This window comes from Mesorhizobium sp. M0166 (assembly GCF_040322255.1).
Taxonomy (GTDB): domain Bacteria; phylum Pseudomonadota; class Alphaproteobacteria; order Rhizobiales; family Rhizobiaceae; genus Mesorhizobium.
Map to the genome: position 1 here is coordinate 143,352 of NZ_JAMYTD010000009.1, position 13,135 is coordinate 156,486.

9 protein-coding genes and 1 pseudogene are annotated in these 13,135 nt (G+C 62.8%); 1 reads left to right on the plus strand and 9 read right to left on the minus strand.

Translation table 11 applies throughout. The features are described 5' to 3' along the window. Nucleotides 1-41: 41 nt before the first annotated feature. The 6 genes from NKJ46_RS13465 to NKJ46_RS13490 all read right to left on the minus strand — a co-directional run bounded on the left by NKJ46_RS13465 (nucleotide 42) and on the right by NKJ46_RS13490 (nucleotide 7,651). Nucleotides 42-2,462 (minus strand): polysaccharide biosynthesis tyrosine autokinase, encoded by a 2,421-nt coding sequence (locus tag NKJ46_RS13465; RefSeq protein ID WP_352665444.1) that lies wholly within the window; start codon nucleotides 2,460-2,462, stop codon nucleotides 42-44. A gap of 149 nt (nucleotides 2,463-2,611) precedes the next feature. Beyond that, nucleotides 2,612-3,508, minus strand: a complete 897-nt coding sequence (locus tag NKJ46_RS13470) for a UTP--glucose-1-phosphate uridylyltransferase (protein WP_023676320.1) — start codon at nucleotides 3,506-3,508, stop codon at nucleotides 2,612-2,614. A 76-nt stretch (nucleotides 3,509-3,584) separates the two neighbouring features. After that, a complete protein-coding gene (locus NKJ46_RS13475; protein ID WP_352665445.1) occupies nucleotides 3,585-4,535 on the minus strand; it encodes a glycosyltransferase family 2 protein in 951 nt (316 codons plus the stop codon). Beyond that, on the minus strand, nucleotides 4,525-5,475 hold the full coding sequence (locus NKJ46_RS13480; protein ID WP_352665447.1) for a glycosyltransferase family 2 protein: 951 nt from the start codon (nucleotides 5,473-5,475) through the stop codon (nucleotides 4,525-4,527). The genes NKJ46_RS13475 and NKJ46_RS13480 overlap by 11 nt, the downstream gene beginning before the upstream one ends. Next, on the minus strand, nucleotides 5,475-6,467 hold the full coding sequence (locus tag NKJ46_RS13485; protein WP_352665448.1) for a glycosyltransferase family 2 protein: 993 nt from the start codon (nucleotides 6,465-6,467) through the stop codon (nucleotides 5,475-5,477). Before NKJ46_RS13485 ends, NKJ46_RS13480 begins: the two co-directional genes overlap by 1 nt. A gap of 11 nt (nucleotides 6,468-6,478) precedes the next feature. Next, on the minus strand, nucleotides 6,479-7,651 hold the full coding sequence (locus NKJ46_RS13490; RefSeq protein ID WP_352665450.1) for a glycosyltransferase family protein: 1,173 nt from the start codon (nucleotides 7,649-7,651) through the stop codon (nucleotides 6,479-6,481). 291 nt (nucleotides 7,652-7,942) lie between these two features. On the opposite strand from NKJ46_RS13490, the pseudogene NKJ46_RS13495 reads away from it, so the two are divergent. Beyond that, nucleotides 7,943-8,995, plus strand: a pseudogene (locus NKJ46_RS13495) (polysaccharide pyruvyl transferase family protein); the annotation flags it as partial. A 222-nt stretch (nucleotides 8,996-9,217) separates the two neighbouring features. Here the strand turns inward: NKJ46_RS13495 and NKJ46_RS13500 are convergent. The 3 genes from NKJ46_RS13500 to NKJ46_RS13510 all read right to left on the minus strand — a co-directional run bounded on the left by NKJ46_RS13500 (nucleotide 9,218) and on the right by NKJ46_RS13510 (nucleotide 13,114). Beyond that, nucleotides 9,218-10,681, minus strand: a complete 1,464-nt coding sequence (locus NKJ46_RS13500) for a lipopolysaccharide biosynthesis protein (RefSeq protein ID WP_352665451.1) — start codon at nucleotides 10,679-10,681, stop codon at nucleotides 9,218-9,220. Continuing rightward, nucleotides 10,678-11,919 carry a glycosyltransferase gene (locus tag NKJ46_RS13505; RefSeq protein WP_352665452.1) on the minus strand — a complete coding sequence of 414 codons (1,242 nt, stop codon included), beginning with the start codon at nucleotides 11,917-11,919 and terminating at the stop codon, nucleotides 10,678-10,680. The genes NKJ46_RS13500 and NKJ46_RS13505 overlap by 4 nt, the downstream gene beginning before the upstream one ends. A 115-nt stretch (nucleotides 11,920-12,034) precedes the next feature. Further along, nucleotides 12,035-13,114 carry a glycosyltransferase gene (locus tag NKJ46_RS13510; RefSeq protein ID WP_352665453.1) on the minus strand — a complete coding sequence of 360 codons (1,080 nt, stop codon included), beginning with the start codon at nucleotides 13,112-13,114 and terminating at the stop codon, nucleotides 12,035-12,037. Nucleotides 13,115-13,135: the final 21 nt, after the last annotated feature.

The following is a 13,135-nucleotide window of genomic DNA, read 5'->3' on the forward strand; positions in this document are numbered from 1 at the left end:
TTCCGCTGGGGTGCAAAATGGCCGAAACGCGCGGACTGCACTCAGGCAGCCGCCTTGGTGCGCGCTTCCGATTTTTCCAGATAGTAGCTCGAATATTTGTCGAAGAATTTTTCCGAGCCGCCGATCGCGCCATACTTGGCCAGCTTCTTCAGTTCGACCTTGTTCAGCACCGCGCCAATTATCTTCTTGGCGATGTAGGGCTCCGAACTGAGCACGGATTGCACCATCGCACGCGGCGTGCGTCCCCACTCGGTGACCAGCACGAAGCCGTCGACAAGCGGAGCGAAGGCCTTAGCGTCGACGACAGGCCCGAGCGGCGGCAGATCGACGATAATGTATTCGAAGGTTTCCTTGGCGTTATCGATGAAGCGCCGCATGCCGGCCGAAGACAGAAGCTCGCTGGTATGCGAAAACTGCCCACGCAGGACGGCCGGGATGATAGCCAGCTTGGTCTGCCGGTCGATCTTGCCGACCGACTGCCATGTCTGCCCGCTCACCACAGCTTCCATCAGGCCCTGCTCGGCCTCCATACCGAGGCTGCGGCTGAGGCCGGGATTGCGCAGGTCGCCGTCGATCAGCAGCGTTTTCGATCCGTTGACGGCAAGCAGCCCGGCAAGATTGGCCGCCACCGTCGATTTGCCTTCGCCGGGAAGCACCGAGACCACGCCGATGACCCGGCTGCCCTGGCCCTCCATGACGACGTCGAAGGCGATCTTTGCGTTGCGCAGCGTCTCGGAGAACATCGATGCCGGTGCGTCGACGGTTACCCGCATCCGCGCACGTTTTTCGGCCGCCGACAATGTTTTGGAGGGCTGGGATTTGGAGGACTTGGCGGTCTTGGATTCAACGACTTTGACGTCAGGCTGACCGCCATTGCGTTGGTCATCCTTGCCAGCCTTGCCGATGACCGGGAGATAGCCGAGGAATTTGAGGCCGACACGGTCGCGCACATCCTCGCCGGTCCTGAAGAAGCGTTCCCTGAATTCATTCAGACCACCAACCCCTGCCCCCATCATTATGCCAAGCGCCAGCGAAAGCCCCAGCACGATGGCCGTTCGCGGGGTTGCGGCCGACTGCGGCATCGTCGCGTCCGAGATGACCCGGATCTTGCCGACCGGGAAGGATTGCTGCTGGGCTGCCTCCTCATAGCGGTTCAGGAACGTCTGGTAGAGCGTCGACAGCGCCGTCGCCTTTTGGTCCAGCTCACGCAGCTTGACCTGCGACTGGTTGTCGATGGAGCTCTTGCCAGCCGCCAAGGCGACATTTGCGCGGAGCGCGGTTTCGCGCGCCAGAGCGACCTCGTATTCGTTGCGGTAGCTTTCGGTCAGTTGCTTCAGCTCGCCGAAAATCTGCGCCGATATGTCGGCCTTCTCCTTGGCGAGCGCGACGGCCTGCGGATGTTGCGGGCCGAAATTGGCTTCGACGTCCTGCTGCCGCTTGGCGACGGTGAGATAGCGGTTCTTCAGCGTCGTGATGACGGAGCTGCTCGGCTGGTCGTTCGATATCGCGGCGTCCTTGAACGCATTGTCCGAGCCGCTTTCGACGATCGACTTGTACTGCTGATAGCGGGCGCCGGCCCGTGCGGTATCGGCCTGCGCGACGATCAGCTGGGTGTTGAGATCGGACAATTGCTTGTCGCTGATCAGCTGGCCGTCATTGACGGCCAGTCCATGTTCGGCCCTGAACTTTTCGACCGCCAGTGCGGCCGCCTGGGAGCTCTCGCGGAGCTCGGTCAGCCGGCCTTGCAGCCAGACCGCCGCCCGTTCGGTCGCGTCGAAGCTGGCATCGAGCTGATCGGCGAGATAGGCGTCGGCATAGGCCTTGGTGATGGCGGTCGCAAGCGCCGGATCCGTCGCCTGGAAGGAGATGCTGATGACAAAGCTTCGGCCGATCCGCTCGGCGTCGAGTTGGTTCTGCAGCTTGAAGATTGCGTAGTCGCGGGGCGACGACGATGCGGTGATCGCGTCACGCGTCGCAGCATCAAGCTGAGTGACATCGGTTGTGCTAGCGGCGCGCTTGGGGCGGACAGACTGGATGATACCGCGCACAAAGCTTGCGACCTTCGACAGGGCCGACGTCGGAGGGTTCATGAAAGCGTCGTTCTGATCGAGCTTCAGCTTGTCGACGACCACCCCCGCCAGCCTGGCCGACTGCAAAATTTCGATCTGGCTTAGAACGGCGGAGTCGGTCTGCATGCTGACCGACGCCGCCGAAATGTCGTCGACGACCTTGTTCAATCCTTCGTCGATCAGCACGCTGCTCGTCGCCACATAGGTAGGAGGCGTCGTCTGCAAATAGAGCACGCCGAGAAAGAGACCGATGACGGCGCAGGCGGCAACCACTTTCGCCTGCCGCGCGGCCATGCCAAGCAGGCGCTCGATGTCGATGAAGTCTTCGGCGTTTGCCGCATTTGAAGCCGGCAATGGCGTCCTCTTGTCGACAGGAAAATTGGCATAGTTCATCTTCGGTCCAATTCTAGTTTGCAGGCGCTACCGCCTCGAAGGTCGGGACATAGGGTGCAAACCTTGCGCCGGACAGTGCGCGTTACGCGCGGCGCAACGGCCTGTCCTGCGTCATCAGCCGCACCCACAATGCCTCGAAAAAATGGACATTATGCGGCTTCTTCCCGACGCTGATGCGACCGGACGAATTCCTGCAGCATCTCGAAGATCGGGCCCTTCATGTCCTCCCGCGCCAGCGCGAAAGCGACGTTGGCCTGGATGAAGCCCTCCTTCGAGCCGCAGTCGAACATGCGGCCGTCGAAAGGCTGGGCGAAGAAGGCCTGGGTCTGTGCGAGACGCACCATTGCGTCGGTCAGCTGGATCTCGTTGCCGGCGCCGCGTTGCTGGCTGGCCAACAGCGAGAATATCTCGGGCTGCAGGATGTAGCGGCCGTTGATGTAGAAGTTCGACGGCGCATTGGCAGGAGCCGGCTTTTCGACCATGGCCGTCACCTCGAAGCCGGTGCCGACATCCGCGCCGCGCCCGACAATGCCGTATTTGCTGGTCTCGGTCGGATCGCAACGCTCGACGGCGATAACGTTTGCGCCAGTCTGCGCATAAAGATCGGCGACCTCGGCGAGACACCCGCGCCCGCCGAAGGACACCATGTCCGGCAAAAGCAAAGCGAAGGGCTCGTCGCCGATGACTTCGCGCGCGCACCAGACGGCATGGCCGAGGCCTTGCGGCGACTGCTGGCGGATGAAGCTCGTCGCGCCGGCGACGGGAAGCAGGCTTTCAAGCGATTCGAGTTGCGCCTTCTTGCCGCTCTGCTCCAGGGTTCCGATCAGTTCAGGATGCAGGTCGAAATAGTCCTCGATCACCGCCTTGTTGCGGCCGGTGACGAAGACGATGTGCTCGATGCCGGCCTCGAATGCCTCGTCAACCGCATATTGCACGACAGGCCTGTCGACCACCGGCAGCATTTCCTTCGGCATGGACTTGGTCGCCGGCAGGAACCGCGTTCCGAGCCCCGCCACCGGTATGACTGCCTTCCTGACTTTTTTCATTGCATGTTCCTTCTGAGGAGATCTATTTCAACCCTGTCGCAGGCGGCGAAACTTGTCTTCATTCGCCCGCAACCCTTCACCTCCCCGCCACCACGGCAAACTGTGCCGCTACCCTTCGCAGCCGGACGGCGATCGGCATGCCCATATGCCGAACCGCCGCCGGATCGCTGAGCGCCGTCCATATCGCCTTGAGCGGCGACCGCGCCTTGATGTGCTGGACCAGCGACAGGAATGATGCCGCCCGCCGCAGGCTGCGAGCGCGCCTGGCGAACGCCGCCTCGGCCGCAGCATCCATGGAATGGCCCGCTGCGAATGTGGCATCGGCCCTGCGCATCGCCTCGACGTGATGAAGTTCGAGCACCCGGGAGATGGAACCCGTGCGAATGTGGTAGATATAGCCCGTCGTCGGCTCGACCACGCATTTGCCGCCCTTGGCCAGAGCACTGGCCAGGAGGATATAGTCTTCGCCAATGATCAGGCTTTCATCGTAACGAAGCCCGTTCTCGTTCAGGAACCGGCGCTGGAAGATCGGCTTGAGGTAGCCGAGATTGAACCTCGATTCGAAGAGGACATTGCCGCCGACGAAATCCGCCAGCGAGATTTCACCGAGCCCTTCCAGATAGTCGGCCGGGAACATCGTCTCTTCGGCAACGCCATCCTCGCGAACGACCTGCAGATTATCGACCGCGATCTCGGCGCCCGCTTTCTCCGCGCGTTCGATCATGGTGCAGATTCGCCCGGGATAGACCGCGTCGTCCGAATCGAGGACCGCGACCCACCTGCCGCGAGCAAGCTCAAGGCCGGCATTCCTGGCGCCACCGGGGCCACGGTTTTGCTCAAGCGCGACAACGCGTACGATGTCTTCGGGATAGGATCTCGCCAGGTCGAGCGTCCGGTCGCGCGACTTGTCGTCGACGACGATGACCTCGACGCTGACATTGCGCTGGGCGACGGCGCTGGCAATCGCCCGATCGATGGTCGCCTCGGCATTGTAGGCGGCAATCACGAAGCTCACGTCAGGCTGCACGCTTGCCCCCTTGCTGCGGCGAAGACAGGCCGTATTGGCGGATTTCACGAACCCCGACGAGGCCGCTGACGACGCCGACATGCATAATGCCGCGAAGCAGGCTGCGGTTCCGGCGGACGGGGTCGATGGCGACCGGAATTGCCGACAGGAAACTGTAGCCGGCCTTTGCCGCGGCAATGCCGACTTGCTTGAGCCGGGCAAGGCCGTGTGCGTTGCGCCCCAGAAGATGACCGTGCGTCTGCCCGACGCGGAACCGGCGGCGGCCGAGCCAGTCGAATGCCGCCCTGGCAGGTGGCACCGCTTCGTCGACCCAAGCCTCCGGCGAAAAGGCGATGCGGCCGCCGGCCTTGACCATCTGGTCGAAGAATTCCGTATCTTCGCCGCCGGTCTGGCCACGTGCCAGGCTGAAGCGCCGGCCGCGCAGGCTCTCAGCGCCAATCCTGAGCAGGACGTTGCAGGTGTAGCCGGTGCGGATTTCGCCGCTCACCCAGACCGGCAAGGTCGAGTGGAAATCGCCTTTGCGCATCCAGGCGGGCGCATCCGGCTGGTAACGGGCTTGCACCGGCCCAAGCACCGTCGCAGCACCACTTGCTTCCGCCGTCGCCACCAGTTCGGCAAGCCAGCCAGCGGTGGCCGTCTCGTCGTCGTCGATAAAGGCGACGAAATCCGCCGCACTGGCACCGAGGCAAGCGTTGCGCGCGATCGAGATGTTGCGGGCCGGGGCGTGCCGGTAGGTCACCGGCAGCTTCAACTCCCCCGCCAGCTTGGCGACCAGCGTTTCAGCCGTCGGCGTATCGTCGTTGTCCGCGATGATGACACCGATGTCGAACCCCGTGGGCATATCCATGGCCGCTATGGAGCGAAGCGTGTCGGCAAGCTCCGGCCGGCGAAATGTGCAGACGCAGATATCGACGCTTCGATTTTTCCTGACCGGGTCCATCACGCTACCCCGCGCTGCGGTCGCGCTGCGAGCAGTTGCAGCCAGAAACCGACCGACCAGCCGAAATGCATGACCATTGCCGAGACCCCGGCAAGCGCAATGTCGGGGTTGCGCTGGCTGACGGCGGTCCAAAAGCCGTAACCGAGGCAGACCGACGCCCACAGCAAAAGCGGCACGGCCGCCAGCCAGTGGACGAAGGAAAAGGCGGCGAGAAGAACCACGGGGAACACCAGAAGCGGCACCATCTGCCGGATCTTCGGGATCATGCGGTGCTTGAGAACGTTCTTCGCCCGGCCACGGCCATAGCCGAGATACTGAAAATAGAGGCCCTTCAGCGAGGAGCGCGGGTAGTAGACCATTTGCGTCTTGCCGGTCATCCAGATCCGGTAGCCGGCCTGGCGGAGCCGATAGTCGAGTTCGGCATCCTCATTGTGGCTGAAGGTTTCGTCATACCCGCCGACCGCGGTGAAGGCCGATATCCGCATCAGTGCGTGGTGGCCATGATCGACCCATTCCCCCGCCGAAAGATGCCGGTGCTTGGAGCCGCCGGTGCCGAGCCTGGAGTTCTGCGCCGCTGCCGCCGCTTTCTGCACCATGCCGCTGCCACTGGTCAGCATCGAGACGACGACCGAATCCGCGCCGGTAGCCTGCGCTTCTTCGACCAGCCGGTCGCAATAATCCGCGGGATAGCCGCCGTGCGCGTCGATGCGAATGAGATAGTCGACGCCTTCACCGAATCTGGCGACGGCGAGATTGATCGCCGCGCTTTGCAAGCGCTTTTCATTGTGCAGCAGGATCACCCGCTGATCTTTTGCGGCGATGTCCGCGACGATCGTCCTGGTGCTGTCCGTGCTGCCGCCATCGGCAACGATGATCACGGCGCCCAGCCTCTCGGCCGTAGGGTGGAGCTCTCGAAGCAACGCGCCGATATGGGCCGCTTCGTTCAGGCACGGAACCACGATCATGCAGGATGGAATTTCGGTTTGCGTCATCGGCAGCCCTTCTATGCCAATGCTTCGGCAGCATATGGACCGGGAGCCGCAGTCAGCCCGCGGAGCTTTTCGACGAGCGCCCGGCAATCGGCGCGGTCGTAGCTCCAGGTGCGCGGATTGCGGGCGAGAACACGCGCCTTCAATGTCTCGAACCGATGCTGCTCCATCGTGCCGACGGCGGCTTCGAGCGCCTCGGGCGTGGCTTCTGGCAAAAGAACCCCTATGCCTTGCCGGTCGAGGAACCGGCCGGTTTCGGTGGTCCCCATCGAAATCGGCACGGCTCCGAAGCGGCAGCCCTCATAAAGCCGGTTGGGCAATAGCCATTCGGAGTTCAGGCCCTGCTCAAAAAAGTCGATGGCCCAGGAAAAGTGAACCTCGCGGTAGATCGCCGCCATATCCTCGGGATTGCGGTAGGGACCGCCAAACGAGAGCCAGGGCTCCGATTCGACGAAACCGTGGAAATCGGGAAATTCGGACAGCGCCGGCCGGCCCCTGAGGACGATTTCAAAGCGGCCGTCGAGGTGGCGCGAGAAGTCGGCCAGAAGCTCCAGGGAACGGCGGCAGCGGAGCGCCCCGAACCAGCCGATCCGCCAAGGCGGCGCAACGGGGTTCTCCGGCGCCGCGCGGTCATCCAGCGAGGCCGCGGCCGGCTCGAAATACTTGTTTTCGAGCAGTTCGACCGGGGCGGCAATCTGTCCGAACGGCTTGAAGTAGTTGGCGATGAAGGCCGGAGAACTGGTCACCAGAAGCTTCACGTCCCTGGCCAGGAAGCGTTCTGCGCCGCGCATCGCCCAGCCCAGCGGATCGTCGCGAAGCAGCAGGCGATGGATGTCCAGGCACTCATAGACGATCGGCACCGTTGCCTGGAAAGCCGACCTGGCGCGGCGGGCAAGCGCCAGCATTTCCAGATTGCGCGCGATAATGAGGTCGGGCCGTGGCATTGAGCCCAGCTTCGAGCCGGTCGAGACCACCGCCTTCATGATCGCGGCCAGACGCTGGGCGAATCGGCCATCACGCGTCGGGCCGAGATCGATCGGCTGCAAGCCCTCGACATCAGCAACTGCGCTTGCCGTACGACGAAAGCCCGCCAGCGTAACCTGGGCGCCGCCTGCCTTGAGCATTATGATCCGCCGGCGCACTGCCGGGTCGGAGACGTCGTGTACCAAGTACAAGACATGCAGCATGAAAACTCGACCGCTGTTGGCCCGCCCGCGCCGATGCTAGTACAGCTCTTGCTGCATCGCAACATTTTTGGTTGCAGCGTAGCAAAGATCCACGTTTTTTGTTGCACTGCAAAATCGATGGGTTAATCTCGCTCTGCTTGGGCCGCATGGACCGCGCGTTGGCCTGCCATCAGGCTGCGCGCCAATAATCACGACGCGAGGACCATCCTTGGCGTGCAGCATTTTCGGCCAACCCGCCCCTCGGCATCCGTCGACCGAACCGCGGGACTACTCACGAAATGAGGTCATTCCATGAAGATCGCGGTTGAAAACACCGTCTGCCTGAATACCGGGGATGCAGCGATCCTCCTGGCGATCCGCCATGTTTTCAAGACGATCGTGCAAGACGATATCCAGTTCTACGTCTTCGACAGCCAGCCGGAGGTGGCGGCGAGGCTCTACACGAAGAAGGACTATCCGGATCTCGAATTCCACAAGCTGCTGTCGGAATCGCTGTTCCGCTACAAATACGGCAGCGGGCTGAAGAACCTGTTCAAGCCGATCTACAATCGGCTCGTCCTCTATGCTCTGCGGCGGTTCGGCATCCGCGGCGTTCTCGGGCGCTTGTTCAGCTCAAGCAATCGCCGTGGTCTCGACATCTACAAAGACGCCGACCTCGTGGTCACAACAGGCGGAACCTATCTCGTCGAGACGTACAATCTGGAGCGGCGGCTCAATCAATTCCGGATTGATGCGATTCTGGGCAAGGACCCCGTCTTCTTCACGCAATCGCTCGGCCCGTTCAGCAAAAGTTACAATCGCCAGGAGTTGAGCCCGATCTTCGACCGGAGCCCACTCATCCTGCTGCGCGACGAACGTTCGAGAGACCACATTGTGGACATGGTGAAAGACCCCGGCAAATGCCACGTCGTGGCCGACGCCGTCTTTGCCCTGGCCGACACCGACAGGATCGGAAAAATTCTGGCCCCCGGCCAGTCGACAACCGTCACCGGCCGCGTCGCCATTTCCGTCCGTCACTGGAACTATGTCAGCGACGGCGAGGGTGGCATGCGCCGCTACATCGACTCGATCCGCGAGATCGCGACCATCCTGGTCAGGGACCACGCCAAGGAGGTCACCTTCGTCTCCACCTGCCAGGGCGTGCCGGAATACGCCCATGACGATTCCAAGACGGCGCGGACGATTGTTGCCGAACTCGATCCGGCGATCGCCAAGCATGTCAGCGTGGACGCTTCGTTCCACACGCCGGAGCAACTGATGGCACTGGTGAAGGGCTTCGACTTCGTCGTCGCAACGCGCATGCACATGATGATCATGTCGCTCTGCGTCGGCACGCCGGTGCTGCCGATTGCCTATGAATTCAAGACCAAGGAACTCGCCAAGCGGATCGGCGTCGCCGACCTGCTGCTCGACATCGACACGGTGACGCCCGAGGAAGCGAGCGAGAAGCTCGGCAGACTTACCGCCAATCTCGACCTCTATCGCAGGACGAGCCTTCAGGCAGTGCTTGAGGAGCATGCGTCGGCGATGTCGGCAGGTGAGCTTTTGAGGCCGGTGATTCCCGGCCTAGCGGGCGTTGCGCATGGCGCTGGAAAGCGTGCTGAACAGGGCGCTGCGCGACTGGCGAAGGGCAAGCATGAGGACCAGGCCGATCGAATAATTGAGGGCAACCGCCAGGACCACCGCGAGCAGGTCTGACTGGCCGGTCAGCGATGCCGGCAACTCGCGGTAGACGGACCAGGCAAGCAGCGACGAGGCGATGAAAAGCCCCTGCATGACCAGGAAGTCGGCTGCGGTCACCGGGCCGACCCGGTGGACAAGAACGGCAAGTACCGGGACGCGCAGCACATAGCCGCTGATCGCGTAGGCCGCCGCGACGCCGACGGCGCCCCAGTGCAATCCGATGATGAAGGCGGCGACCGTCGTCAGCGACGAGTAGATGCCCCAGTGGAACATGGTCTTGGTCTTGCCCTGGCAGATGAAGATCCATCCGGTGGTGCTCGAGACGGACTGGATCAGGCTGGCAATGCCCAGCCAGGCGAAGATCGGCGCCACCGCCGTCCAGCGCTCGCCGAAGAGAAGCCCGACGACCTGGTCCGACGTCAGCGTCAGCGCCGCGATGCCAGGCATGGTGATGGCCGCCAGCATCCAATTGGTTCGCACATAGATGTCGCGAAACCGCGCCTTGTCCTCATGGATGCGGCTCAGCAGCGGCACCATCACGCGTGTCAGCGGCTGGTTGATGTTCTGCAGCGGAAACAGCAGGAGCTTGTAGGCGCGGTCATAATAGCCGAGCTCGATCGCGCCCGAATATTTTCCGATCAGGATGTTGTCGAGATTGCGCGAGAAGAAGTTGGCCAGATTGAAGCCGGTCAGATTGGCGCCGAAGGACAATATGTCGGTATCGACCTTCAGATCCGCCCGCGAAGGCGTCCAGCGCGCCACCTGCCACGCCGCGGCGAGCGCGACAACTGCCGATACCGCCGGGCCGATGACCAGCGACCAATAGCCCAGCCCCGCATAGGCGGCGATTGCGGTAGTCGCAAGTCCGGCAGCGGCGGTAATCACGTCGTTCAGCGCGAGCTGGCCAAAGCGCAAATGGCGGTTCATCAGCGCCAGCGGCACCGCTGCGAGACTGCCAAGAAGCAGCGGCAAGGCAGAGCCGATGGTGATCCCGACCATGCGTTGATCGCCATAGAAGGCAGCGATGGCGGGCGCCAGGCATGCCACCATCACGGCACTGCCCAGCCCCACCAGCGCACTGATCCAGAATACCTGGTTGAGCTGCTCGGTGCTGATCTCCTTGCGCTGGACCACGGCCTGCTGCAGGCCAAGGTTTTGAAGCAGCCCGACAAAGGCCACGATCGGCCCGACGGAAGCCACCAGGCCGAAATCCTCGGGCACGAGCAGACGCGCAAGCACGATGACGGAGAGAAACTGGATCGCCATCTTGAAGCCTTGCGCGCCGATCGTCACCACGCCGCCGCGCAGGGCGACGCGAGCGAACTGGGGGGGCGGGTTGGCGTTCATGCCGGGCGCCTGGCTTCGGCCAGTTGGGCAACGATCTGCGCAAAACGTTCGTTGAGTACGTCCGCGTTGAAATCCTGCTCTATCTTGCGGCGCGCCGCACGTGCGATGCGCTCGCATTTGTCCGGGTTCTCGGCCACCCAGACAAGCTTGCGGGCCAACGCCGCGACATCTCGCTCCGGTGCGAGGAAGCCTGTCTCCTGATCCTCGATCAGCTCGGGAATGCCCGAGTGATAGGTGCTGACCACGATCAGCCCGGCGGCCATAGCCTCCATCAGCGCCACCGGAATACCCTCGAGATCGCCGTCTCGCGCGGCAACGCTGGGCAGGAGGAATACGTGGGCATTGCGCAGGCGCTGCTTGACCTCGGCGTGCGGACGCGGCCCGAGGAAAGTCACCCGGTCGACAATGCCGAGATTTGCGGCGAGCTTTTTCAACTCTTCCAGCAATTCGCCGCCGCCAATCACCGAATAGACCCAGTCGCGCCGCGGCAGGCTGGCGAGGGCGCGAAGGGCGAATTCGATGCCCTTCTTTTCGGTCAGCCGGCAGACCGAGATGAAGGACAGCGTGTCCCTGTCCCAGGAACGCCAATGGTAGCCGATCTCACCAGGCCGCACGCCCATATGGTGAACCATGACTTGCGCGGAGGGTGCGCCGACGCCGATCAGGGCGTCGCGGAAAAACGCGTTCACCGGCAGCTGGAGTACGCCCTTGTCGAAGACAACCTTGTAGCGCGTGAGCGTGTCGTCATGCAGCGGTTCACCAACATCGCGGCCGTGGAATATGGTCACCAGCGGAGCGGAAATCCGGCCTCGTTTCATGGCCCGGGCGACACGCATGCCGTTATTGCCGAAATGCGCGACGATCACATCGGCGTTCTGCAATTTGCGCGCAAAAGCGATGTCGACAGCGGTCGAGAGCTTATCCCAGAACCTGCCCGACCATCTCCTGAGCGTCGGGCGAAAGCGCCCTAGCCCCCCCCACCAGCAGACGACCTTGCCAGGGAGAGCCTGCCAGCGGCGATCGTCGATGTTGCTGTCCTTGCCGAAGGACGTCTCGTTGCAGACGACGCCGACTTGCATGCCGCGCTCGAGGCACCCTTCAATCTGGTCGAGGACGAAGGTCTCCGACAATGAGGGGAACTTATCAACTACGAAGCAAATCTTCATCGAATGGACGATCTTTCGAGGCCGGTCGGCGATCTGCTCGCGCGGATGAGGGCTGATGCCCGTCGCCGCCATGCGAGGCGCTTCAAGCGTCTGGTGTTGCGCGTGTCGTTGTCCCAAAGCAGCTCCCACCCCGGTCAGGCGCGAGAGCCGGCTTTTGGGCGACGTACATGGTTTTGGACGAAATGCATCAGGCGGCACGCTCCAACGCGCCTTGCCTGGCGCGGTCGAGAACGCCGAGAAAAGTCGCGAACTGGCTGTCGGGGTTCATTTGCGGCCGCTCCGAAAACAGCTGCGCCGCCGCCGACAGACGGTCGTACTCGGCCTTGTCGGTCCATAGCCGCCTGACCGCAGCGACCCAGTCGTCGAGCGGTGCGTCGTAGTCGAGCACCACGCCGCCGGCGCCAATCGCTTCCGGCAGGCCGCCGCGGCGGGATCCGACGACCGGAATACCGCTGCAATGGGCCTCGGACGCCACCCGCCCCCACGCCTCTTCCCATTTGCTGGGCGCCAGCAGGATCTTGGTGCGGCCATAGACGGTCTTCATGTCGCTGGTGCGGCTTTCCAGCCGGACGTTGCGCAGCGGCGCGATGATCTGTTCGATCTGCGCCCGGTGGTCGTCGTCGAGCTTCCAGCTTTCGACGAACAGAAACGGGATTTCGGGGCATTGGCCGGCGATGCGCACGGCGAGTTCGAACCCTTTTTCATTGTAAGGATTGATCAGCGTGACGAATTCGGCGGTGGTCGGCGTGCTGTAGAGCCCGGGATTGATGGTCGGCGGGATCACGGTCGAGTCGATGCCGAACTTTTCCTTATAGGTGCGCGCTGTGAATTCGGAATTGGCGATATAAAGCGCCGAATGCAATTCGCGCAGGTCGCCGGCCAATTCGTGGAATTCGACGTTCCGCAGATAGACCACCAGGGGCACGCCGAGCGCCTGCAGCGCCTTTCCGATCGGCACCGATTTGTGGCACTGCACGACGGCGACATCGGGATCGAGCCGTTCGACCGCGAAGCGGGCCGCCTCCCAGGGAAACCATGCCCGCACGACCGGATAGCCGGGATAGCTGTCGATGACCGCACGCTGGCGAAGCAGTTTCATCTTGGCGCGCGCCTTGAAACCGAACATGCCGTCACCGAACAGCGCCGCCAGAACCGAGGCGTCATGACCGTGCTCGCGCAGCTGCTCGACCAGATGGTGCGTGCTCGACTGAACGCCACCGCTGAACTGGGGCGTGTAGCCGTTGCCGCCTGCAAACAGAACTTTCATGAACCTGGCTCCTTGCTGGAC